23 protein-coding genes and 1 pseudogene are annotated in these 22,720 nt (G+C 71.5%); 14 read left to right on the forward strand and 10 right to left on the reverse strand.

Translation table 11 applies throughout. The features are described 5' to 3' along the window. Window positions 1–231, reverse strand: a 231-nt coding sequence (locus F7Q99_RS39540; RefSeq protein WP_326847579.1) for an MFS transporter, incomplete at its 3' end; no start/stop codon positions are given. Window positions 232–301: 70 nt separating this feature from the next. Here F7Q99_RS39540 and F7Q99_RS39545 point away from each other — a divergent pair. The 3 genes and pseudogenes from F7Q99_RS39545 to F7Q99_RS39555 all read left to right on the forward strand — a co-directional run bounded on the left by F7Q99_RS39545 (window position 302) and on the right by F7Q99_RS39555 (window position 1,360). Then, the gene (locus F7Q99_RS39545) at window positions 302–691 is read left to right on the forward strand and encodes an ArsR/SmtB family transcription factor (RefSeq protein ID WP_326847580.1); all 390 of its coding nucleotides are present in this window, start codon (window positions 302–304) and stop codon (window positions 689–691) included. Between the two features lie 110 nt (window positions 692–801). Continuing rightward, window positions 802–1,053, forward strand: a pseudogene (locus tag F7Q99_RS42365) (RNA polymerase subunit sigma-24); the annotation flags it as partial. A 103-nt stretch (window positions 1,054–1,156) separates the two neighbouring features. Continuing rightward, window positions 1,157–1,360 carry a hypothetical protein gene (locus tag F7Q99_RS39555; RefSeq protein ID WP_153472223.1) on the forward strand — a complete coding sequence of 68 codons (204 nt, stop codon included), beginning with the start codon at window positions 1,157–1,159 and terminating at the stop codon, window positions 1,358–1,360. Window positions 1,361–1,622: 262 nt separating this feature from the next. Here F7Q99_RS39555 and F7Q99_RS39560 read toward each other — a convergent pair whose 3' ends face one another. Next, window positions 1,623–2,048 carry a hypothetical protein gene (locus F7Q99_RS39560; protein ID WP_153472226.1) on the reverse strand — a complete coding sequence of 142 codons (426 nt, stop codon included), beginning with the start codon at window positions 2,046–2,048 and terminating at the stop codon, window positions 1,623–1,625. Between the two features lie 358 nt (window positions 2,049–2,406). Between F7Q99_RS39560 and F7Q99_RS39565 the strand changes: the two genes are divergently transcribed. Beyond that, window positions 2,407–3,126 carry a maleylpyruvate isomerase N-terminal domain-containing protein gene (locus tag F7Q99_RS39565; protein ID WP_153472229.1) on the forward strand — a complete coding sequence of 240 codons (720 nt, stop codon included), beginning with the start codon at window positions 2,407–2,409 and terminating at the stop codon, window positions 3,124–3,126. Between the two features lie 178 nt (window positions 3,127–3,304). On the opposite strand, the gene F7Q99_RS39570 is transcribed toward F7Q99_RS39565, so the two are convergent. Together F7Q99_RS39570 and F7Q99_RS39575 are read right to left on the reverse strand one after the other, a co-directional pair. Then, a complete protein-coding gene (locus F7Q99_RS39570; RefSeq protein ID WP_153472232.1) occupies window positions 3,305–4,738 on the reverse strand; it encodes a hypothetical protein in 1,434 nt (477 codons plus the stop codon). Window positions 4,739–5,192: 454 nt separating this feature from the next. Beyond that, window positions 5,193–5,843: a TetR family transcriptional regulator gene (locus F7Q99_RS39575; RefSeq protein ID WP_230211362.1), complete on the reverse strand. Its 651-nt coding sequence runs from the start codon at window positions 5,841–5,843 to the stop codon at window positions 5,193–5,195. A 100-nt stretch (window positions 5,844–5,943) separates the two neighbouring features. Between F7Q99_RS39575 and F7Q99_RS39580 the strand changes: the two genes are divergently transcribed. Further along, window positions 5,944–7,431, forward strand: a complete 1,488-nt coding sequence (locus F7Q99_RS39580; protein WP_153472235.1) for an FAD-dependent monooxygenase — start codon at window positions 5,944–5,946, stop codon at window positions 7,429–7,431. An 84-nt stretch (window positions 7,432–7,515) separates the two neighbouring features. Here F7Q99_RS39580 and F7Q99_RS39585 read toward each other — a convergent pair whose 3' ends face one another. Further along, window positions 7,516–9,750, reverse strand: coding sequence for an MMPL family transporter (locus tag F7Q99_RS39585; RefSeq protein WP_153472238.1), 2,235 nt, complete (start codon window positions 9,748–9,750; stop codon window positions 7,516–7,518). 253 nt (window positions 9,751–10,003) lie between these two features. Between F7Q99_RS39585 and F7Q99_RS39590 the strand changes: the two genes are divergently transcribed. Both F7Q99_RS39590 and F7Q99_RS39595 read left to right on the forward strand, forming a co-directional pair. Further along, the gene (locus tag F7Q99_RS39590; RefSeq protein ID WP_153472241.1) at window positions 10,004–11,095 is read left to right on the forward strand and encodes a vWA domain-containing protein; all 1,092 of its coding nucleotides are present in this window, start codon (window positions 10,004–10,006) and stop codon (window positions 11,093–11,095) included. 220 nt (window positions 11,096–11,315) lie between these two features. After that, complete coding sequence (locus tag F7Q99_RS39595) at window positions 11,316–11,852, forward strand: GNAT family N-acetyltransferase (RefSeq protein ID WP_153472244.1); 537 nt, start codon at window positions 11,316–11,318, stop codon at window positions 11,850–11,852. Window positions 11,853–12,018: 166 nt separating this feature from the next. On the opposite strand, the gene F7Q99_RS39600 is transcribed toward F7Q99_RS39595, so the two are convergent. Beyond that, a complete protein-coding gene (locus F7Q99_RS39600) occupies window positions 12,019–13,287 on the reverse strand; it encodes an MFS transporter (protein WP_153472246.1) in 1,269 nt (422 codons plus the stop codon). 134 nt (window positions 13,288–13,421) lie between these two features. On the opposite strand from F7Q99_RS39600, the gene F7Q99_RS39605 reads away from it, so the two are divergent. Both F7Q99_RS39605 and F7Q99_RS39610 read left to right on the forward strand, forming a co-directional pair. Beyond that, the gene (locus tag F7Q99_RS39605; RefSeq protein WP_153472249.1) at window positions 13,422–14,357 is read left to right on the forward strand and encodes a LysR family transcriptional regulator; all 936 of its coding nucleotides are present in this window, start codon (window positions 13,422–13,424) and stop codon (window positions 14,355–14,357) included. Window positions 14,358–14,705: 348 nt separating this feature from the next. Continuing rightward, entirely contained in the window at window positions 14,706–15,455 is a 750-nt protein-coding gene (locus F7Q99_RS39610; protein ID WP_153472252.1) for an IPT/TIG domain-containing protein, read from the forward strand. Between the two features lie 317 nt (window positions 15,456–15,772). On the opposite strand, the gene F7Q99_RS39615 is transcribed toward F7Q99_RS39610, so the two are convergent. Next, entirely contained in the window at window positions 15,773–16,489 is a 717-nt protein-coding gene (locus tag F7Q99_RS39615; RefSeq protein WP_153472255.1) for a GntR family transcriptional regulator, read from the reverse strand. Between the two features lie 46 nt (window positions 16,490–16,535). Here F7Q99_RS39615 and F7Q99_RS39620 point away from each other — a divergent pair, with 46 nt between their 5' ends. Continuing rightward, window positions 16,536–16,958, forward strand: a complete 423-nt coding sequence (locus tag F7Q99_RS39620) for a VOC family protein (protein ID WP_153472258.1) — start codon at window positions 16,536–16,538, stop codon at window positions 16,956–16,958. After that, window positions 16,955–17,716: an SDR family NAD(P)-dependent oxidoreductase gene (locus F7Q99_RS39625; protein ID WP_153472261.1), complete on the forward strand. Its 762-nt coding sequence runs from the start codon at window positions 16,955–16,957 to the stop codon at window positions 17,714–17,716. Before F7Q99_RS39620 ends, F7Q99_RS39625 begins: the two co-directional genes overlap by 4 nt. A 579-nt stretch (window positions 17,717–18,295) precedes the next feature. On the opposite strand, the gene F7Q99_RS39630 is transcribed toward F7Q99_RS39625, so the two are convergent. Beyond that, a complete protein-coding gene (locus F7Q99_RS39630; RefSeq protein WP_153472264.1) occupies window positions 18,296–18,949 on the reverse strand; it encodes a GPP34 family phosphoprotein in 654 nt (217 codons plus the stop codon). A gap of 368 nt (window positions 18,950–19,317) precedes the next feature. Between F7Q99_RS39630 and F7Q99_RS39635 the strand changes: the two genes are divergently transcribed. Beyond that, window positions 19,318–19,770 (forward strand): MarR family winged helix-turn-helix transcriptional regulator, encoded by a 453-nt coding sequence (locus tag F7Q99_RS39635; protein ID WP_326847581.1) that lies wholly within the window; start codon window positions 19,318–19,320, stop codon window positions 19,768–19,770. A 209-nt stretch (window positions 19,771–19,979) separates the two neighbouring features. Here the strand turns inward: F7Q99_RS39635 and F7Q99_RS42975 are convergent, their stop codons facing one another. Continuing rightward, on the reverse strand, window positions 19,980–20,105 hold the full coding sequence (locus tag F7Q99_RS42975) for a hypothetical protein (protein WP_268267736.1): 126 nt from the start codon (window positions 20,103–20,105) through the stop codon (window positions 19,980–19,982). Window positions 20,106–20,175: 70 nt separating this feature from the next. Between F7Q99_RS42975 and F7Q99_RS39640 the strand changes: the two genes are divergently transcribed. Continuing rightward, a complete protein-coding gene (locus tag F7Q99_RS39640; RefSeq protein WP_326847582.1) occupies window positions 20,176–20,886 on the forward strand; it encodes a hypothetical protein in 711 nt (236 codons plus the stop codon). Between the two features lie 88 nt (window positions 20,887–20,974). Here F7Q99_RS39640 and F7Q99_RS39645 read toward each other — a convergent pair whose 3' ends face one another. Continuing rightward, window positions 20,975–21,838 carry a LysR family transcriptional regulator gene (locus tag F7Q99_RS39645; RefSeq protein ID WP_153472267.1) on the reverse strand — a complete coding sequence of 288 codons (864 nt, stop codon included), beginning with the start codon at window positions 21,836–21,838 and terminating at the stop codon, window positions 20,975–20,977. 68 nt (window positions 21,839–21,906) lie between these two features. Here F7Q99_RS39645 and F7Q99_RS39650 point away from each other — a divergent pair, with 68 nt between their 5' ends. After that, window positions 21,907–22,602: an SDR family oxidoreductase gene (locus tag F7Q99_RS39650; RefSeq protein ID WP_153472270.1), complete on the forward strand. Its 696-nt coding sequence runs from the start codon at window positions 21,907–21,909 to the stop codon at window positions 22,600–22,602. The last annotated feature ends 118 nt before the right edge of the window (window positions 22,603–22,720 follow it).

Consider the following 22,720-nt stretch of genomic DNA (forward strand, 5'->3'; position numbering starts at 1 on the left):
GAGCACGAGCGCGGTCAACAGGAGGCGTCGGCGCGGCCAGCGGGCGGTGAGCGTGGCCAGCACCGGAGCCAGCAGCGCGTAGCCGAGCGCGAAGACGGTGACCAGCTGGCCCGCGGCGGGCACGGACACCCCCAGGTCGGCGGAGACCGGCCCGAGGATGCCGGCGACGACCATCGAGTCGGTCCCCATGGCGAAGGTGCCGAGGGCGAGCAGGAGCAGGCGGACGGGCACGGGACGGACCCCCGATTGTTTGATGGATGGGCAACAGTTTGATGCTCGTCAAACACTCGATGATTGGTGGATGATTGTCAAACCAATGTCCGACCCCGACTCCGACCCCGACACCCGAGGACCGAGCGCCATGCCCGAAGACGAGCGGCTTCCCCAGCCCGCCACCGCCGACATCGACCTCGTCACCGTGCTGCACGCCCTCGGCGACCCGGTCCGCATGCGTCTGCTCCTCAGCTACGCCGACGGCGCCGAGCACTCCTGCGCCCCCCGCGACCTCGGCCTGGAGCACCTGCACAAGTCGACCGTCTCCCACCACATGCGCGTCCTGCGCGAGGCCGGCGTCACGACCACCCGCGTCGCCGGACGCAACCGCTTCGTCAGCCTGCGCCGCACTGACCTCGACACCCGCTTCCCCGGCCTGCTCGACGCCCTCCTGTCCGCCGCTCCGCCGCAGCCCTGAGCCGCACCCGCTCGCACCGGGCAGGGCGGCAACGGCGGTACGCAGCCGTGCCGAGGTCCTCAGCTGCACCAGCGGGATTCCCACCGATGCGCGGACCAGGGCGCGCAGCCGCCGACGGTGGCGGACTGGTCGGCACCGCCCTGCGCCCGGTCCAGGGCAGCGACCGCATCGCCCGGTGCCTGATCCACATCGCCGACAAAGCCCCTGGGCTCACGCTCCTGGAACGGACCGTCAACGGCCAGCCCGGCCTGGTCGCCCAGCATGCCGGCGTCACCGCGACCGTGGCGGCGTTCAGCCTCTCCGCCGGACGCATCACCCACATCTGGGCGGTCCGCAACCCGGAGAAACTCCGCCGTGGACCGAGAACGACCAGAGCTGACCCAGGGCTCCGGTCCTGGCCCCGGGCTGGCGGTCTTGACGGCCTCCGCGCGGCGCGGTGCCATGGGAGCGGGTGCAGGGGGTGCGATGGATCCGGATGACGACGCGGGCCGGCCGGCCGGGGACGACGACGAGCAGCGGAACCGGCCGCACCAGCCCGGCCCCGAGGACAGGGTGATGGTGGCGCTGTTCGGGCTGATCGTGCTGATCCTGATCCTGGTGGGAATCTTCTCCAACCTGGACGTGGACACCGGAGGCCCGACCCAGGACTGGAACACGGTGTGGCACTGACCATTCCATCGTCAACCAGGTGGATGTCGAGATGCCTGACCGGCCGCGTCTGCGCGCCGTTCCTGGCAGATCCCCTGTCGCACTTCCACCGCAGATGATCGGGGCTTTACGGAACTCCGGGCAGAGCCAATTTCAGATGTCATCACAATGGCCGCCCGATTCGCGGTGGTGGTGCGCCACCGCCCGTCCGGGCCCATGCTCATGCGCGCATGCCGCCGTCCTCTTCGAATAGCCGAAGAGGACGGCGGCGTGAGCCGGCTGGTCAGCCGCTGACGTGTTCCACCGTCTGGCTGTAGATGCCGACGAAGTACCAGCCGAGGCGCTGGTCGGGCGTCCCGAAGATGTAGTAGGGCTCGTTCCGGCCCGGGTAGAGCGGCCAGCGGAGGGTCACCGTCTTGTACGGGCCGCTGTAGTGGCCCTTCTCCTTGAGGAGCTTGTCCGCCTGTGTGACGTCCATGGGGAGAGGTTGCGGGATGACGACGTCCTCGAGCCAGGGCTGCCGGATGAGCTCCGGGTTCTCCAGGTCGCCCCAGGGCTTGACCGTCTTGACGAAGACCGTGCCTTCGTCGACCCGGAAGACGAATCGCCACATGCCGATGTCGTGCACGTCCGGCGTCGGCTCGCCCTCGTTCACCCCGTCGGCCTCGTACAGCTCGGCTTCCGGGAACTGTTCGCGGGCGAGGCTCACGGCCCTTTGGAGAAGGTCAAGAAATTCCGGCTGACCGTTGAACATATTGATGCTCCTCTGTACAGGAATGCGGTCGAAAACCCACTCTGCTTTGGAGGCAAGGTATTTGCCCGAATCAGAGTCACATGACCACCTTCGGCGCGCATGTCGAGACGCGCCCCACCTGCACGGTGATCAACCGGAAGCGCCGCCATGACGCCCAGGTCGGTACCCGAGACCAGCGTGGGCACCCACCCACCCCGAAGCCACCCGGGCGACTCCGACTTCTCGGCGTGGCGCGCCAGCCGCGCCCCATGCCCGCACCGGGACCCCCGGGGCCCTCGGCGGGCCGTTCGCCGTGGCCTTGTAGGCTCCCGACATGGCACAGTCCGCAGAACCGACCCTGCTGGTGAGCGGGGAGCACGTACGCCAGGCTGTCGCCTGCTGCGTGGACGTCCTCGAAGACATTCCGGCGGCCCAGTGGCATGAACGGGCCGGTGGCCTGGAGTGGACGAGCTGGGAGACCGTCGAGCACGTCGCGGACGATCTGCTCACCTACGCAATGCGGTTCGGGCTTGCCCGGCCGATCGCCGTACCGCGTGTCCCGCTGCGCATCTCCAGTGATCGACCGGGTGGCCCGGCCAACGTGATCTTCGGTGACCAGGAGGCGGGGCCTCCGGGACTCCTGACCGTCGTGCAGGCCTGCGGCGGACTGCTCGCAGCCGCCGTGGACACCGCAGATCCAACTGCCTTGGCCCCGCACGTCTTTGGAGCCTCTGATCCTGAGGGCTTCGCCGCGATGGGCATCGTGGAGACTTTGGTCCACACCTACGACGTCGTCCAGGGTCTGAACCGCGCCTGGGAGCCCCCGCAGGACCTGTGCGAGCGGGTCCTCACGCGACTGTTCCCCGATGTTCCCGTCACCGGCACCGCCTGGTCGACCCTTCTGTGGGCCACCGGGCGCATCGAGACACCCGATCGTCCCCGCCGGAAGGACTGGCGCTGGCACGGCGCACCGCTTGCCGGACGCCGACCAGTGCGGCGGCAGTCCGGCAGCGCACTGCCGACCAGCCAGCACCGGCCGCCGTCGGACGGCTGACCGCCGCCTCGCCGGCCGCCGGCAGTTCAGGCGAACGGGTGAGGCCAAGCGGTCCGCAGATCTCGCCGCGGACGGAATGGATGTATGGGCACCGACACCCTCCCCATACGGCAACGTCGGCCTTCACGACCACGACCAGGTCGTGAGGACCGACTGTCCTGTGCCGGGTCGGGGCCCCTTACTGCGCCGGGCCGGGGAGCGGCAAAACGCCATACTCCATCTTGCGGATGGTGGAGATCAGGTAGCTGCCGTCGGACTGGCGTTGGAGTTTCACGCGCGCGCTGAAGAACCCTGACTGCTGGGACCAGCCGTCCTCGGCGCGGAAGACGCAGGTGACCGGGACCTCCAACTCGACGGTGTCACCGGTGAGGTGGCTCGCGCCGTACTTCCCGTCGATCGGCGACGCCGTCGCCGTCAGCACCACCGACCAGCCCCGACGCGCCGTCATCTCGGCGGGCCAGCTGACGCCGTCGACCGTGCAAGGGTTCAGCCCGCCGCCTTCGGCTGCCAGCTCGCGCGTCAGGTAGCGGCGGATCCGGGGCAGGACCGCCGCCGGTCCGGTGTCGCCGCGGGAGGTGTCGGTGCTGCCGGCGGTGACCGCCCAGGCGATCGCGACGGATTCCGCGTCGTGCTCGTCGACGGTCAGCGGCGGTGTCGGCGCGGCCGGTCGTTTCGCCGGATCGGTCGCCGACACGAACGTGGGACTGTAGCCGCCCGGGGCGCCGCCCACCGCGGTGCCGGGGATCTCCTGCTCCTCGCGGTCGTAGCAGGGGTTGCACCGCAGGCGCGATCCGGCTCCCTCGCTGTAGCTGGTCTCCCACCCCCTTCCCCGGGTCAGCAGGGAGGTGGTCCGCTCCCTCCGCACGCCGGAGATGTGGAACGGCCGGTCGCCGTCCTTCAGCGTCCAGGTGCGGTGCTCGCCGTCCACCGAGCCCTCGACCGTCAGCACGTAGTCGTAGCTGTGCCGGGCCGCGAGAACGGTGAGGCTGATCACCTCGGGCTTCTGGTTCTCCAGGTAGACGTACTTGTCGGTGAAGTACGGGGCGAAGGACACCGGGCCGTAGCTGCCGATCAGCGCGACCGGGTCGGTGGCGTCCAGGTCGACCCCGAGGTCGATCTTCTCGCCCTCGCCCGGCTCGCTGCAGTCCACGACCGTGCCGGGCAGCGGGTCCCGGGGCTCGCCGACGATGGTCGCCCGCAGCCCCTCGATCGCCACGGTGTGGCCGTTGCCGGCCATCGAGATCGTGAGCGGGGACGCCCCCACGTCGGTCGCACCCTGCGTGTGCAGCCACGTCCGGGCGGCGCCGCAGCCCGTGACGGCCGGCAGCTCGCTCGGCGTGACGACCCTCGGGACGACCGCGGTCGTGTTGGCGTCACCGTGCCCCGGCTCGTAGCGGGCGTTGAGCCTCGGACCGTCGTCGCCGTCCGCAGCGTGGAACGCGTAGTAGGTCGTGCCCGCGCCCACCAGGGCCAGTGCACACGCCACGACCACCAGCGTGCGCACCAGTCCGGGTCGTGGGCGCTGCTTCAGGGAGACGGCACCGCCCATGACCACGTCGCCGTGGATGGTGCCCCCGTTGATCACGTTCCGTGTGTTGTCCTGATCGCTCATTCCCACCCCGTCCGACGGCCCCGGGCCACCAACACTGCAACCCGTCGTGGACAAAGGGAAGACGCCCGGCAGATCGGATCGGAAGCGGGTCGTCGCTTGATTGACGGTGTGTCAGATGCTCGGGGGCGGGAAGGGCTGCCGAGCCGGTCGGCAGGGGCCATACGTAGGCGGACGGCGGGAGCGGGTACTTGCCCTCGATCAGCGGGGTGTCGGAAAGCTTCAAGTGGACGAGCGGCGAGCCGTCGATGCCGTCAGTCAGTAGCCAACTGCTGTGGGCCTGCGGCGTGTTGCCGGAAGTATCGACGGCCGCAGAGTCGTCGGCTGGGCCGGTGGCTTCGGCGGTGTGTTTGCGCGGATCGTTCGAGGATCCTGCACGCTGCGCAAAGCGGCTCCCGGCGCGCCGGACCTACGCTTTCGACCCTTGTGCCGCCCTTCAAGTCGGTTGCCGGTCGGCTCAGAAGCCGTGGGCGGCGGCGCCGTCGCGCAGCAGGGCGAACGCCATGGCGGTCTCGGCGGTGGCCTGCCGGATGGCGTCGTTGGTGTCCTGCCCGGCGGCGAGTCGGGTCCAGGCGGAGTGGGCGAGTACCTGGCGGGCTGCCATGTACTGGGCGGCGACCAGGCGGGCGCCCACTCCGCCGTCCGGGTCGAGTGCCTCGGCGAGCGCGCGGGTGTCCGCGTCGACGTAGTCCATCAGGTGGGCGGAGAGGCTGGGCGTCTCGTAGACCAGCCGGAGGAAGGCGAGCGCCTCGGGATCGTCGGTCAGCCCGGTGTTGGGGTCGCGGGCCTCCAATCGCTCCAGGTGGTGGCGCTCCAGGGCGTCCAGCGGGGTGAGCCCCGGGGCCCGGCCGCGTACCACCCGTCCGGCTTCGCCGAGGTGGTCGGCGAATCGGTGCAGAACCAGTTCCTCCTTGCTCGCGAAGTACCGGAACAGGGTGGGCTTGGAGACCTCGGCGGCGGCGGCGATCTCGGCCACCGAGACCTGGTCGAAGCCGCGGTCGAGGAAGAGGGCGATGGCGACGTCGGCGATGGTCTGCCGGGTGCGCTGCTTCTTCAGGGTCCGCAGACCCGGGTCTGGCTCGCTCGGACTCATGGGCCTCGGACTCATGGACTGATCATAACCCGGGTAATTTTGTTACTCGGTTGTATTTGTTACCGGGTTGCTGTTTCATGGTGTGCACCGACAACAACCGGAAGGGCGGACACACATGACGACCGTGGTGATAGTGGGGGCAGGGCCGACCGGACTGACCCTGGCGTGCGGGCTGGCCCGGCAGGGCGTCGCGGTCCGGGTCATCGAGAAGGCGCCGACGTTCCACACCAGTTCGCGCGGCAAGACGCTCAACCTGCGCAGTCTGGAGGTCCTGGCCGACCTGGGCCTGGGCGAGCGGCTCGCGGCCGCCGGCCGCACCCACCTGCCGTTCCGCAAGTACTTCGCCGGCGAGTTCGTCAACGAGACCGAGCCGTTCGCCGGCGCCCGGCCCACCGCCACCACGCCGTACGCGGCGAGCCTGTGGCTGCCGCAGACCCGCGTGGAGCGGCTGCTGCGCGAGCAGCTCGCCGAGTACGGGGTGGAGGTCGAACTCGCTACTGAGCTGGTCGACTTCCGGCAGGACGGCGCCGGAGTGGAAGTGCACCTCGCGGACGGCCGGCGGATCGCCGCCGAGTACCTGGTCGCGTGCGACGGCGGGCGCTCCACGGTGCGCAAACTGCTCGGCATCCCCTTCGTCGGCGACGGCGACCCGGAGCCGATGATGGTCTGTGGCGACGTGGAGGTCGAGGGGCTGGATCCGGGCGCCTGGCACCAGTGGTTCGGGCCGCAGGGCGTGTTCATGCTCTGCCCGTTCGAGGGCAGCCGCCGCTGGCAGCTGCAGGCGAGCCCGGAGACGGACGCCGACGGCCGGACCGTCGCCCCGTCGCTGGAGAGCTTCCAGCGGCTGGCCGCGCTGCACACCGGCCGCGCGGACCTCAGGCTCACCAACGCCACCTGGCTGTCCACCTGGCGGGTCAACGTCCGAGTCGCCGAGCGCTACCGCGAGGGACGGGTCCTCCTGGCCGGTGACTGCGCGCACGTCCACCCCACGGCGGGCGGACTCGGCATGAACACCGGTATCCAGGACGCCTGGAACCTTGCCTGGAAGCTCGGATACGTGGTGCGCGGTCTCGCCGCAGCGGCGCTGCTGGACACCTACCAGGAGGAGCGACTGCCGATCGCCGCCTGGACGCTCGACGTCACCACCGCCGGCATGACAGCCGTCACCGACGGCATCGGCACCCCCGGCGTCGGCGTCGAGGCCGGCCGGGTGGCCGACCTCACCGGCCTCTCCCTCGGCTACCGGTGGAGCCGCATCGCCATCGACCACCTCGCCGGCCCGCTTCGGGCCGGAGACCGGGCGCCCGACGCACCCTGCACCGGCCCCGACGGCGAGCCGGCCCGTCTCTTCGACCGCTTCGCCGGCGACCACTTCACGCTGCTCGGATTCGGCCCGGGCGCCCGCCCCGCCCTCGCCGGACTGCCCGACCACGTCCGGCCCGTGCCGCTCGACGATCCCGACGGCGCGGCCCGCCAGGCGTACGGAATCACCGGGGACGCCCTCGTCCTCGTCCGGCCCGACAACCACGTCGCCCTCACCGCCCCGGCGACCGCCCGCGAGGACGTGCTCGCCTACCTGACGGCCCTCAACGCCGACGAGTGAGCCGTGACGCAGCCCGGGAAAGGCTCCGCCCTTCGGGGCGGAGCAGGGGCAGCGCCGCCCGCCCCTGACGCCCCGGCAGGCCGCCTACGCCCGCTCGCCCTCGCCCTCGGCGTCGATGTGCGGCAGGATCCGGTCCAGGAAGCGCGGTGTCCACCAGGCCGCCGCGCCCAGCAGGGTCATCACCGCCGGGACCAGCAGCAGCCGCACGATCGTGGCGTCCACGAGCACGCTCACGGCCAGGCCCAGCCCCATCATCTTGATCACCACGTTGTCGCTGACGATGAACGCGGCGAAGACGCTGACCATGATCAGCGCGGCACAGGTGATCACCCGGGCCGTGATCTCCAGCGCATGCGCCACGGCGTCCTGGCTGCGCCCGGTACGCAGCCAGGCCTCGTGCACCCGCGAGAGCAGGAAGATCTCGTAGTCCATGCTCAGCCCGAAGACGATCGCGAACATCATCATCGGCACGTAGCTCTCGATCGGGACCTTCCCCGCGACCCCGAGCGCCGGCCCGCCCCAGCCCCACTGGAAGACCGCCACCACCACCCCGTACGAGGCCGCGATCGACAGCAGGTTGAGCACCGCGGCCTTCACCGCGACGAGCAGGCCGCGGAAGACCGCCAGGATGATCAGGAAGGCCAGTCCGACCACCACCGCGATGATCAGGATCAGCCGGCTCGACACGATGTCCAGGAAGTCGACCTGGGCCGCGGTGTTGCCGGTGACGTAAGTCTTCGCGTCGGTGCCGGACACCGCGTCGGGCAGCACGGTGTCCGACAGGTGGTTGACCAGGTCGGTGGTGGCGCGGTCCTGCGGCGCGCTCGCCGGGACGACGGTGTTGAACAGCACCGCGCCGTCCGGGCTGGTCTGCAGCGGGGTCACGCTGGCGGCGCCGGACAGGCCGGTGAGCGCCTGCTGCACCGAGGCCTGCACGGTCGGCCGCGTCCCGGCGGGCACGGCGCTCTGGTCGACGACCACGGTCAGCGGCCCGTTCGAGCCCGGGCCGAAGGCCTGGGACATCAGGTCGTAGGCGCGCCGGTCCGTGAAGTCGGTGGAGTCCGCGCCGTCGCCGATGTGGCCGAGCTGGATGGAGAACAGCGGGATCGACAGCACCGCCAGCACGGCCACCCCGGCCACCAGGTACCGCCAGGGGTGCGCCTCCACCCGACGGGCGTAGCGGTGCCAGCTTCCGCCGGCCTCCCCGCCCTCGGCGCCGCCCGCCTCGGCGATCGGGCGGCGAAGGCAGAACCGGTCCATCCGGCAGCCGATCAGCCCCATCAGCGCCGGCAGCAGGGTGAGTGCGCCGAGCACCGCCGACACCACGGTCACGGCCGCCGCGGCGCCGAGCTTGGCGATGAAGGAGATGCCCGACACCGACAGCCCGGACAGCGCGATGATCACCGTGCAGCCGGAGACCAGCACCGCGCGCCCGCTGGTGGCGACCGCCTGCCCGGCGGAGGCGACCGGGTCCACGCCGTCCATCAGGTTCTGCCGGTGACGGGTCAGCAGGAACAGCGCGTAGTCGATGCCCACCCCGATGCCGATCATCGTCGCCAGGGTGGGCGCGACGGTGGCGAAGGTGGACAGCGCCGCGATCAGCCCCAGCAGGCCGAGGCCGACCACCGCCGCGAACAGCGCCGTCACCAGCGGCAGCCCGGCCGCGATCGCGCTGCCGAACCCCACCAGCAGCACCACGATCGCCACCGCGAAGCCGATCACCTCGCTGGAGCGGTCGTCCGGCGCCGGCCGGGCCAGCTCGCCCAGCGGACCGCCGTACTCCACCTGCACCCCGGCCTGCCGCAGCGGCGCGACGGCCGCGTCCACCCCGGCCAGGTAGCCGGTGCCCAGCAGGGTGGGCGGGGTGTCGAAGCGGACGGTGATGTACCCGGTCTGCCCGTCGGGCGCCAGCGGCCCGCCCGGCGGAACGGGCTGGCCCGGCGGCGGCAGTGGGCTCTGCACCGAGATGACGTGCGGCAACTGCTGGAGCGAGGAGACCGCCTGGGTGGTCTGCGGCTGGAAGCCGGTCAGCTGCGCGGCGTCGTGCAGCACCACCTGGGAGCTGGTGCCCGCGGCGCTCGGCTCGTGCGCCTGCAGGACGTCGCGGCCCTGCTGCGCCTGGGTGCCGGGCAGCGAGAAGTCGTCCGAGTAGGTGCCGCCGACCGTCTTGTTGGCGGCCTGGATCCCGGCCAGGGCCACGATCCACAGCACGATGACGATCAGCGAGTGACGCGCGCACCACTCGCCCAGGCGGCGCAGCGCCGCTCGCTTGGTCGGCCGTGCGGTGGCCGGTGCGACGAGACGGGTGTACGGCGGCATGGGGCGGCTCCCGGGGCTCCTGCGCTGTGGTGCGCCGAATCGGCGAAGTGTTCCCGGCGGGGCCGGGCCGCCCACCGGTACCGGCTGGTAGTCGCCCCGACGGCCCCGGCACGCTTGCCGTACTGACCACGGGCGGTCGGCATCGACAGAACCCCAGGTCAGAACGGACTGTCAGTGCCCCTCCATAGTGTGGAAGCAACGTTGGAGGGGGCGCCGGAAAGGCGCCGAAAGAACGTTGGAAAAGGGTGGAACCATGTCTGCGAACAGGATCAAGCACAAGGTCAACCACGTCTCGCTCGTGGTCGACAAGTCCGGCTCGATGCGCCAGCACGAGGCGCAGCTCGTCCGGGTGGTGGACGAGTTCGTGAAGGGTCTTCAGGAGGAGTCCGACCGGCTCGGTCACGAGACCCGCATCAGCCTCTACGCCTTCGATCACGAGGTGCAGAACCTGGTCTGGGACATGGACGTCAAGCACCTGCCATCCCTCCAGGGCCTTTACGAGGTCAACAACGGTGCGACGGCGCTGATCGAGGCGGCCGTGAAGTCCATCGACGACCTGAAGAACATCTGGGAAGGGTACGGGGAACACTCCTTCCTCCAGGTCGTCGTCACCGACGGCGAGGAGAACGCCTCCGGCTGCTCGGAGACCGGCCAGATGCACACCCGCATGAACGCCGGCAAGGGCACCGCCGTCCTGCGCACGTGGACAGGCCGCATCCAGAGCGCCATGGATAACCTCCCGGACCACTGGACCTCGGCGATCCTGGTCCCGAACTCCCTGGCCAAGCGCACCGCTCAGGAGTACGGCTTCCCGGCGGGCAACATCGCGATCTGGGACGCGGACTCCAGCCAGGGTGTCGAGGAGGCCATCGGCACCGTCAAGAACGCCGCCACGAGCTTCCTGCGGGGCCGCGAGCAGGGCGTGCGCGGTACCAGGAACCTGTTCGCCATGGGCCAGGACCTGAGCACCGCCGAGGTGAAGGCCAATCTCGATGCCCTGGACACCGGCAAGTACATCCTGATCCCGGTCGACCAGCAGATACAGATCCGCGACTTCGTCACCCGCGCCGGACACTCGTACAAGAGCGGCTGCGCCTTCTACGAGCTGTCCAAGCGCGAGAAGATCCAGGGCAACAAGCAGCTCGCCGTGGCGGAGAAGGACCCGGCCACCGGCCAGATGACGGGCAGGGTGTTCTCGGGCCCGGCGGCCCGCCAGCTCCTCGGCCTGCCGCAGTCGGAGGTCGCAGTGAAGCCGGGCGAGAACCCGGCGTACACCGTGTTCGTCCAATCGACCTCCGTCAACCGGAAGTTGGTGCCGGGCACCAAGCTGCTTGTCATGCTGTAGCCGAGAACTGCGATCTATTGACGTCCTCCGGGCCCCTATCGGACCGGGATTCCCACTACGGTCGTGTGACCGTCTCGGTAGGTTCCGCTCCTTGCCGCCGGGATCAGGGCCGGGGCAGCCGCCGCAGGGGCGCGGCCAGATGTGTGGGAGGGTCAGAAGCGTTGCCCACGCTGGTCATGCGGCGTCGAACCGTGTGGCCGAGAGAATCAGGAGCCGTTCCATGCCGGATGAGATCACGCTGCGCCCCGTCACCGCTGACGATCTCGATCTGTTCGAGCGCGAGTTCAGCGGGCCGGAGGGGGTGGGCCCGTACCAGTGGTTCGGCTTCCGCTCGCCGGGCGGCCTGCGCCGCCGCTTCGCGGAGACCGGCCTGCTCGGCGCCGACGGCGGGGTGCTCTCCGTCGCGGAGGCGGGCCGGACGGTGGGCCGGGTCGAGTGGTTCCCCGGCAGCTGGGGGCGGCCCGACACGTCCGCCTGCTGGACGCTGGCGATCGGCCTGGTGCCCGCCGCGCACGGCCGCGGCATAGGCACCCGGGCCCAGCGGATGCTGGCCGAGTACCTCTTCGACCACACCAGGGCCGAGCGGCTCCAGGCGTGGACGGACTGCGCCAACCTGGCCGAGCAGCGTGCGCTGGAGAAGGCGGGCTTCGTGAGGGAGGGCGTGCTGCGCTCCGCGCAGTGGCGCGGCGGACAGTGGCACGATCAGGTGATCTTCTCCATGCTCCGCGGGGAGCGGTCCGGCGGCGAACTGAGGTGAGCAGAAGACGGTGATCGGCCTGACGTGAGCTGAATATCCGCCAGAGCCTCGCCGGCAGCCCTGAGGGAAGTCCGGTGGTCGAGATCATTCGGCACAGGGCAGCGGGAGGAGAACGGAGATCAAAGGGCCGGCGCAGCCCGATCGCGGTGACAGCCATCGCGGCCCGTCAGACGCGGCTCGGGGCCGGCTCGGGCTCGGCGAGGGGCGCCGCGGCGCGGCGGGGGAGCAGTAGTGGGGTCGCCAGCAGGAGCAGGCCGGCCAGGCCGATGGCCGTACGTGGGCCGAGCAGCACGCCCAGCACGCCCCAGGTAGCCGTCAGGAGCGCGGTCGAGGCCTTGGTCGTCACCGACCAGGCGGACAGCGTACGGGCGACCCGGTCGGTCGCGGTGCGTTCGAGGCGATAGGTGGCGTAGACGGGGTTGAAGACCCCGCAGCAGAAGATGAGCCCGAGTTCGATGCCCATCACCAGCAGCAGCCCGCCGGTGCCCGGCCCCACGAAGGCCAGCCCGACGGGCCAGAGCGCGCGCAGCGCCCCGGCCACGACCAGGACTTGGCGCTGCCCGAACCGGGTGACCAGCGGTCGGGCCAACCGCGAACCGAGCAGCCCGCCGATCGAGGGCGCGGCGAAGGCGATGCCGTACTGCCACGGTGTGAACCCGAGTCGGCCGAGCATCAGGACGGCCAGTAGTGGTTCGGAGGCCATGACCAGGCCGTTGAACAAGGCGGTGTTGAAGAACAGCGGGCGCAGTGCCGGGTCGGCGAGGATGTACCGCCAGCCGTCGAGCAGGTCCCCGGCCCGCATGCGCGCGGCCCCCCGGTGCTCGGGCAGCGGCTCGTGCCCGCCCGTCGCGCGGATGCCCAGGGCCGAGAGCAGGTAGCTGACGGCGTCGGCCACCACCGTCGCCACCGGACCGAGGAGCCCGAGAGCGGCGCCGCCGAGCGGTGGTCCGATGATCGTGGTGGTCCAGGCCGTGGACTCGAACCGGGCGTTGGCGACGAGCAGGTCCTCGGCCGGCAGCAGCGTCTTGAGGTACGCGCCGGAGGCGGCGCGGAAGGTGATGTCGGCCGCCGCGACGACGACCGAGACCAGCAGGAGCTGGACGAAGGTGAGCGCGCCGAGCGCGAAAGCGGCGGGGATCGTCAGCAGCGCTGCGAACCGCACCAGGTCCATCGCGATCAGCACCGGACGCTTGCGGCGGAACTCCACCCACGGGCCGAGCGGCACCGCCACGGCCGCGCCCACCGCCGCCCCCACGGAGGACAGCGCCGCGACCTCGGCCGGCCCGGCGTGCAGGACCCGGATGGCGATCAGCGGGAACGCGCCGAAGGCGAGCCACGTGCCGAGCGCGCTGGTTCCGTAGGCTGCCCAGAGCCAACCGAACCGCCGCCCCAGCCGATGTCCCGGCCGGTGTCCCAGCTGGTGTTCGCTTCTCATGCCCGACGCCCTCGCTGTTCCACTCGCACAACCGATCCGCGATCGGAAGCATCAAAGCGAGCACCATGCCCCGGGATCAAACAACCGAAGAGCCGCCCTAGCACAACCATCGGTTGTACCCATAGAGTGTCGGCATGGATCTCGACGCCGTCCGGACCTTCGTCGCCGCCGCCGACGCGGGGCAGTTCCAGGAGGCCGCCGCCGAGCTGGCGGTCACCCAGCAGGCCGTCTCCAAGCGCATCGCCACGCTGGAGCGCAACCTCGGGGTGCGGCTGTTCACCCGCACCCCGCGCGGGGCCCAGCTGACCATCGACGGGCAGGCGTTCCTGCCCCACGCACGCGAGCTGCTGCGCGTCGCCGACCGGGCCGTCGCGTCCGTGCGCACCGGCCGCCGTCCACTTCGCGTCGACGTGATCGCCTCGCGCTCCGCGCAGTCGGGCCTGATGCGCGGCTTCCACCGCGCGCACCCCGAGATCGACCTGGACGTGCTGATGCTGTTCGAGATCGAGACCGCCGTCGCCGCCATCCGGTCCGGCACGATCGACGCGTCCTTCCGCGCCGTCGCCATGCCCGGCCGGCCCCTCCCCGAGGACATCGCGTCCGTCCGGGTGCTCGACGAGCCCCTCCAGCTCCTCACCGGCCCCGCCCACGCGCTGGCGGGCGCCCGGTCGGTGACCGTCGCTCAGCTCGCCGGGCACCGGATCTGGATGCCCGGCATCGTCCCGGGCACCGAGTGGGGGGCCTACTACGACGACCTCGTCGCCGAGTTCGGCCTCACCATCGAGGCGACGGGCCCCAACTTCGGCTCCGACGCGCTCCTCGACACCATCGCCGACACCCCGGCCCTGGCCACCTTCATGGGCGAGCACACCCGCCTCGTCTGGCCCGCCGACCACGGCCTGCGCCGAATCCCGGTGACCGACCCGACGCCCGTCTACCCGCACTCTCTCCTCTGGCACCGCGACAACCCCCACCCCGCGCTGGCCACCCTCCGCGCCCACCTCGCCGGCACAACGTCCGGCCGCGACGCCCCCGGGACCTGGGCCCCGGACTGGGTGATTCCGCGCTGAACCCTGCCGCGCCTTCGACCATCGGGCCGGATCGACGCACCGGGAGCCAGCGGGCAGGTGGGCGGCGAAGCGCGGGATTTGCGGGAGTTACGTTGGCGACAACTCCGGCTACCGACGCTACGGATCGGCCGACCTGCTACGCCTGCGGACTCCACGCATGGCGGATCTGCCGGATATGACGCTGCGCTGGGCGGGCTGGGGAATTCCCGGCGCTCAGGGCATGTCATGCGCTCGACCATTCGGCTGAGTTGTCGTCAGTATCCTTGTGGTGGAGGCCATCCATTTGGACTACTGGCTGTATCCGAACCAGTACGCCCATGTCGGGGCGCCTGCCTTCTGGAGGATCTGATGCCGCTGTCCCCGAACCAGGGCTCCACGGGGGGCAATACCTCCGTGACGATAACCAGCACCACGGCCAACGCCCTGAGTACCGTCAGCCAGGTGCTGTTCGGCGACACTCCGGCCACCAACGTCGCCTACAACGCGGGCGCCGACCACGTCACCTGCACCTCTCCCGCCGGGGCGGGAGAGGTGGAGGTGACGGTGGTCCTCGCCAACGGCGAGGTCAGCAACGGCGCGCCCTTCTACTACATCCCGGCGCCCGTGGAGTCGACGCTGAGCCCCACCGCCGGGCCACTGGCCAGTGGCACCAGCGTCGTCATCACCGGCTCCGGCCTGGACACCACCAGCGCGGTGACCTTCGGCGGCAGCGCCGGCACGGTGATCTCGAAGACCGACGGCCGGCTCACGGTCACCGCCCCGGCGGGCACGGCCGGACCGGTGGCCGTCAGTGTGACGACCGCCGCGGGCACCTTCGGCGGCCTGACGTACACCTATGTCGCCAACCCCGGCACGCTGACGGTCACCCCGAACACCGGACTGCTCACGGGCGGAACGCTGGTGACGATCACGACCACCGGAGATGCGACGACCACCTCACAGGTGCTGTTCGGCAGCACTTCCGTGCCGTTCGCGGTCGCCAGTACCACCTCGCTGTCGCTCTACACGCCCCCCGGGACGGTGCTCGGCGCGGTCAACGTCTCCGTCACCACCGCGGGTGGCAGCAGCACCGCCACCAATGCGTTCACCTACGTGTGATCCCGCCCTCGGCCTGGAGGTACAGGGACAACTCCGCCTCTCGCCTCCATCGCCACCGGCGACAGCAAGGACCGCCGCCACGGCCCGCCCCGCGACTGCCCTGCTACGGGTGTCGTGGAGGGCGTGCATGCGGTCGCCGGGGGTGGTGGCAGGGGCGTCTCCGAAGCGATGCGCTCGGCATCCGTCCATGTCGCCGCCGGAGTGCATCGCGGGGGCCTGCTTGGAGCGCCAGAGCGGGCGTCCGTAGCCATCGGGCGGGAGCCCACCGTCGTCAGTGCCCGGTGCCAGGGGATCCCCCTGGCACCGGCCTACCCCCGTCACTCGGCGGCCATCAGGTCGTCCGGCTCCGCGTTTCCCGGGCCTGTCAGGAGGGTCAGCAGGCTGCGGCGGGCGGTGTCGACGTGTTCGGCGGCGAGTCGGTCGAGCTCCTCCACGGTGCCGCCTGCCCGTAGCAAGCGGGCGAGTTCGCGGTGCTCGTCGACGACCAGCGCGCGGTACTGGCCGTGGGCGAGCGAGACTCGCTGCAGCTGGAAGAGGAACACCTGCGACCGTACGGCCTGCCAGGCCCCGGTGAGCCGGCCGTTCCCGGCGGCCTCGTAGATCCGGTCGTGGAAGGCCATGTCCAGGGCGAGCAGACGCGGCACGCCGGCGCCGGCGTCCAGTTCGGCGGCCATCTCGTCGACAAGCCGGTCGAGTTCATCGAGCTGCCCTTGCGTGGCCAGGCGCATCGCGGTGACGGCCGCCAGCCGGTCGAGCGCGGCGCGGACGCGGTAGACCTCCTCGACGTCGACGGCGGTCGCCTCCACGACGGTGGTCGGCCGGTGCCAGCCGGTGCGGACCAGCCCCTCGCGCTGCAGCTGGGCGAGTCCCTCACGCACGGCCCCGCGGCTCACACCCAGCGACTCGGCCAGTTCGACCTCCCGCAGAGGGGCGCCCGGCGGGAAGCGCCCGCCGAAGATCGCGTCGCGGACCCGGTCCGCTACCTCGTCCGCCAGCCCGCGCCGGACCGCCTTCCGCAAGGGTTCATCGTTCATGTTCGAATGTTGACATTGGGGTGCTGCGGGGATCAAGGTGAGGGGCATGACCCGTCCTGCCTTTCATCTCGCAGTCCCCGTCGACGACTTGGCCCGCGCCCGCGCGTTCTACGGCGGCGTGCTCGGGCTCCCGGAGGGCCGATCCACCGACGGCTGGATCGACTGGGACTTCCACGGCCACCAGGTGGTGACGCACCTCGTCGCCGGGCCCCGCCCGGATTTCGCCGGGCACGGCACTGTGGACGGGCACCCGGTTCCCGTGCCGCACTTCGGGCTGGTGCTGGACGTCGGTGCCTTCCGGTCCCTCGCCCAGCGGCTGACCGAGGCCGGTACCGAGTTCGTCATCGAGCCGTCCCTGCGCTTCGCCGGGCAGCCGGCCGAGCAGTGGACGATGTTCCTGCTCGACCCGGCCGGAAACGCACTGGAGTTCAAGGCGTTCCGCGACGAGACCCAGCTGTTCGCCCGATGAGGGGCGTCCTGGTCACCGGGGCCTCCCGGGGCATCGGCCGAGCCGTGGCGCACGCGTTCGCCGCACGGGGCGACCGCGTCGCCGTGCACTACGCTTCGAGCCGATCACAGGCCGAGGAGACCCTGGCCGCGCTGCCCGGCGAGGGGCACGTCCTGGTGGGCGGCGATCTGAGCGACCCCGCCGCGGCCGAACGGATCGCCGAGACTGCGCACGCGCGGCTCGGCGGGCTGGACGTTCTGGTCAACAACGCCGCCGTGGCCACCTCGGAGGCGAACGCCCACCCGGTGGCCGAGGTGTCGTACGACGACTGGCAGCGCGTCTGGCGCCAGATGGTCGACGTCAACCTGCTCGGCGCGGCGAACCTCGGCTACTGTGTCGCACGCCGCCTCATCGCCCGCGGCGCACCCGGCCGGATCGTGAACATCGGTTCGCGCGGAGCCTTCCGCGGCGAGCCGGACCACCCCGCGTACGGCGCGAGCAAGGCCGCCCTGCACGCCCTCGGCCAGTCCCTGGCCGTCGCGCTGGCCCCGCACGGGATCTCGGTGACCTCGGTCGCGCCCGGCTTCACCGCCACCGACCGGGTCGCCGACCGCCTGGCCGGCCCGTTGGGGCAGGCCCTGCGCGGGCAGAGCCCGTTCGGCCGGGTCGGCACCCCGGAGGAGGTCGCCGCGGCCGTGCTCTACCTGGCCTCTCCCGAGGCGACCTGGGCCTCCGGCACGGTCCTCGACCTCAATGGGGCGTCACACCTGCGCCTGTGAGCCGCCGGCCGTCACAGGCCTGTTTCAGTGCGGTCGACCGGTGGCCCACGGCTGACCCAGGAAGCGGTGCAGGGCGGCGGGCGGGCCGGGCAACGGGTGTGGCCAGCCGGGAGAACCGGGTGGCCTCCATCGAGCAGGAGGTCCCTAGATGCCTTCCTGGATATGGGCTTGTTGAAGGGCCTGGGGCCAGGGAGGCATAGGACGGCCAGTACCACTGCTATTGGGCTGGCCGTCCGCCCCAGCCCACCCCGGCGAGACGTAAGGCCGCTGAGTAGGCCAAATGGGCCGCGTCGTCGAACCTGTACCGAGATCAGCGCTCTACCGCCAACCCGTTCCGATCCTCCCCCGAGGGCCTGCCAGGGCTCTCCATGGCCGCGATCCTACGGGCGCTCACCGACAGGCCGGAAGCGGTGACCCCTGCTGGACGAGAGGTGTTGGCTGATGCGCTTTGATCCGGGCGGCCCGTTGGCGGCCCGAGCTGGCTGCGGCCCTCCTGGATGCGCCTGGACAGGAACCGCAGCGCAACCAGCACCGTGCTGCCGGCCGTGGGCCCGCCCGTCCGACAGGGCTGAGGTCCGGTCAGCTGCCGCCCATCCCGCCCTGGGCGGCGATCATGGTCAGGTTCAGCCCGGTCACGGCCCGGGTCAGGCCCGGCGCCTGGTCGGCGAGCCGGTCGGTGAGTGCGGTGATCCGTTCGGCGTGGGCCCTGCGGTCGTGCCGTGAGAGGACCAGCCGCAGGTGCCCGTGGGCGGCCAGCGCCGCGAGAGCCGCGTCGGCGAACGGCGCCTGGGCGACCGGGGCGTCGCCGCGGACGAGCTCGGCCACCCGCGCCTGGAGGTCCAGGGCTTCGCGCGGCTCGTCCATCGCCACCGTCCGCTGCGGCACGACCGGGCCGTAGGGGTCACGGTCCGCCATGGTCACCACGCCGAGCACAGTGAGTCGCTCCTCGACGGCCTCCAGGGTGTCGTCGCGGCTGCGCCTGATCCACGACTTCCAGGTGCGCGGGTGGCCGCCCAGTTCGGCGAGCAGCATGTCCAGGACGCTGTCCCCGGTGGGGTCGGCGGACACGACCTGTACCCGGCCCGTCCCGTCCTCGGCGGCGGCGCCCCGGTGGGCGAGCTCGGCCAGGGCGGCGGCGCGCAGCAGGAAACCGGCGCGGGTGCGGTCCTGCAGGGACTGGGCCTGGGTGTCGAAGGCCAGCAGGTAGGTGTCCAGATGCAGTCCTCTGCTCATGGCAACGACGATACGGCGTGCCTGCCGGCCCGCCATCAGCCCACAGGGCGGGACCGTTCTCCGCCCGCAGGAGCACCCGTCCGGCCGCCGTCCCCACCCTGGCCGGCGTCCGGATGCCGTGTGGCGGGCCCGCGGGAAGTCGTGGCTGGCGCTGCCCACGGCATGGGAGAAGCTTTGCCCCGCAGGAGGCGCCCTCGGCTGATCTGAGCAGGTCTGTTCGTGCGGGTGGGCCGGGCTGCGTCTCGCCGCCGGCTGCGGATGGTCGGGGGGTGCCGCGACCGTGTGGCCGACGAGGCCTGCCTCGTCGGCCACGCGGTCAGCGGTGGCGAGCCAAGAAAAGCGTGCGCCGCGCACGCTAGTCTGGAGGGGTGAAACACTCGACAGGACACGACATCGCCGACGCCCTAGGACTTCTCCTGCGGCGGAGCACCCGCGCCCGCCTCTACACCCGCCTGACCGAGGGGCTGGGAGAGGCGGTCGACGACCTCACCTACCCGGTCCTCAGCGGCCTCGCTCGCACCGGCCCGTCCAGCGCCGCCGACCTCGGCCGCGAGATCGGACTGGACCGCACCACCGTCACCCGCCGCGCCGACCGCCTCGAGCGGGCCGGCCTGCTCCAGCGCCAGCCCGACCCGACCGACGGCCGCGCGACCCTGCTCGCCCTCACCCGCAACGGCCACGCCGTCATCTCGGCAACCCGGAAGCGACTCGCCGCCGGCATCGAGGACTCACTCGCCACCTGGCCGCCGGCAGACGCCCAGACCTTCGCCCGCCTCCTGCGCCGCTTCGTCGACCAGGGACCCTTCGCCGACCACGACTGACCGTCACCGGCCCACTGGGCGGCCCGGTTCGGCCGGGAGGGCCGGCGCACCCTTACCGCGGTGCCGGACAACCTGGACGGCGACCAGCCGCTTGTCGTCGAGCGGTCCGCCGCCGCCGAGGCGAACCCCAGTCGCTCCGGTGGTGCCGCGCCTGAACCCGCCGAGCCGTCCGACCAGGAACTCCTGAGGTCTCAGGAACTCCTGACGGCTCAGTGCGACCAGTGGGCGTCCTCGACGTCCGGCTGGAGGGCGGCGGTGGGGCGGGCGGAGTCCGGGGCGTACTCGACGTCGGTGCCGCGAACAAGGCGGTGCAGCAGGCGCTCGGCGACCTCCACGGGCGTCCTCCCTGCGGCCGAAGCAAATCCGTTCGACAGCGCTGGCCGGGGTGGGCCACGATCCGCACTCGTGACGACGACGAAGCAGTTCCTGGTCCGGGCGGCCGCTCGCAACAACGCCGAGTGGTGCGCCGTGATGAACCGATCGCACGGTTCGAGCAGCGAGTTCGGTCGGCAGGCATGGTCTGCTCCGGTCCGGACTCCGCTGCACTACCCCGACGCGGTGACGCTGGTGCCGGGCGCCGATGTGGCTGCACTGCTGGCCCGGATCGATACCGGGGTGCCCGGCGCCTGTGTCAAGGACAGCTTCGCCGACCTCGACCTCACGCAGGAAGGCTTTCAAGTGCTGTTCGACGCGCAGTGGATCCACCGTCCGGCGAGCGCTCCGGACGCCGCGCCGGAATCTGTCTGGGACGTGGTCGGCAATCCGGAGATGCTGCGGGCTTGGGCGCTCGCCTGGGACGACGGAGAGGGCAACGCGGACCTGTTCCGGCCCGAGTTGCTGGACGATCCGGCCACATTCGTGCTGGCCGGCCAGGGTGACGACGGCCGCGTGGTTTCCGGCGCTGTGGCGAGCCGCAGCAACCACGTGGTCGGGATCTCCAACGTCTTCGCGCTGGAGGGCGGCGCCGACGCGGCCTGGCCGGCGGTGCTGAACGCGGTGCACTGGCTGTTCCCGACCCTGCCCGTAGTCGGCTACGAGCACGGCGAGGATCTGAATGCCGCCGTGCGCCACGGGTTCGAGGCGATCGGTCCACTGCGGATCTGGCAGCAGGGCTAACGGGCCGGCGGTTTGTCTGGGTTGTCGGTGGGGCTCTTGGGTCGCGTGTTCGGCCGGTGGCTGGGGCCGGCCCGCACGCTGAGGCTGCTCACAGTGGTGGGCGGCCAGGGCCTTGTGGTCCGGCAGCGGCCGGGGGCGTTGCCGCAGGGCGGCGCAGCGCGGCGGTGGCGATGGCCAGGAACTCCGGTACGGGGTCCGCGCAGTCGTTCTCTGGCACCGCCAGGCACGTCTCGACGGGCGGGGAGTCGGTGACGGGCAGGTAGAGCAGGCCGGGGCGGGAGTACGAGCCGGCGATGCTCAGCGGGACCAGGGCGATGCCCTGCCCGGAGGCGATGAGCTCGAACTTCTCGTCCAGTGAGGAGGTCCGCCGGGTCCGGGCGTCGAGGATCGGCTCGCCGTCGAGGTCGGCGGACGTGAGGCTCGGGCGGCCGGCCAGCGGATGCGTCACGGGCAGGCACGCGACCTTGGTCTCCCGGCCTATGGGGACGGTGCGCAGCCCCGTGTCGTCGAAGGGGCGCCGCAGGTAGCCGACTTGTGCGCGGCCGTCGCGCAGCGGCGCGTCCTGCTCCCACCAACGCAGTGGGAGGACGTCGATCACGACCTGCGGGTGGCGGGCCGTGAAGGCCCGGACCGCCTCCGACACGTGCAGTCCGGGCGAGAAGGCGACGACCAGGCGCCGTTCGCCCCGGGCCGCCTCCTGGACGCGCCGCAGAGCCGTGTTCACCACCGTGGTGATGCGCTGCGCCTCGTCGTACAACTGCCGCCCGGCCGGGGTCAGTTCGACGCTGCGGGTGGTGCGGGTGAACAGCGCGCAGCCCAGCTCCCGCTCGAACGCGCGGATCTGCCGGCTGAGGACCGGCTGCGCGATGAACAATTCCTGTGCCGCCCGGCCGAATTGCCGGTGCTCGGCCACCGCGGTGAAGTAGCGGAGCTTGCGCAGGTCCAGATCCATGCCCGCACGGTATCAATGCGGTCGGAAGGGTATTGGACCCCCGGTCGGACGGCCCGGAGACTCGGATCATGACCGACACCCGCAAGACCGCCCTCGTCATCGGCGCCTCCCGGACCCTGGGACTCGGGCTCGCCGCCGAGTACCTCCGCCGCGGCTGGGACGTCGTCGGCACCGTCCGCGGCGTCCGGCGCACCGGCCTCCATGACCTGGCCGACGCCTCCGAAGGGCGGCTGACCATCGAATCCCTGGAGATGACCGACCCGGAGCAGATCGCGGCGCTGCGCGACCGGCTGGCCCGGCGCACCCTCGACCTGCTGTTCGTCAACGCCGCCATCGCCCGCGGCGACCACCCGATCGGCGAGGTCCCGACGGACACTTTCACCGAGGTCCTGGTGACCAACGCGCTCAGCCCGATGCGCGTCGTGGAGGTCCTCGGCCCGCTGGTCGCGCCGACCGGGACCATCGGCGTCATGTCCTCCGACCAGGGCAGCATCACCCTGAACACCGACGGCGGGCAGGACCTGTACCGGGCCAGCAAGTCCGCGTTGAACCAGTTGATGCGCTGCTACGCCGCCCGTCACATCACCGGCACCCGGACACTGCTGCTGATGGACCCGGGCTGGGTGCGCACCGAACTCGGCGGCCTCGAAGCCGACCTCAGCGTGGAGGAGAGCGTGCCCGGAGTGGCGGAGACGATCGAGCGGCACCGGGGCAGGCCCGGCCTCCACTTCGTCGACCACCAGGGACAAGTCGTGCCTTGGTAGCCGCTACCGACGAGGGACCTTGGGGCGTCGGAGAGTTGGGATGTCCGGGCAGCTTCCTCGTTGCGACGCACCGCTGGTGACTCCCACAAAAGTCGGCGACTTGCGAAGCGGTCCGCAC

The sequence above is a fragment of the Streptomyces kaniharaensis genome (genome assembly GCF_009569385.1).
GTDB lineage: Bacteria > Actinomycetota > Actinomycetes > Streptomycetales > Streptomycetaceae > Kitasatospora > Kitasatospora kaniharaensis.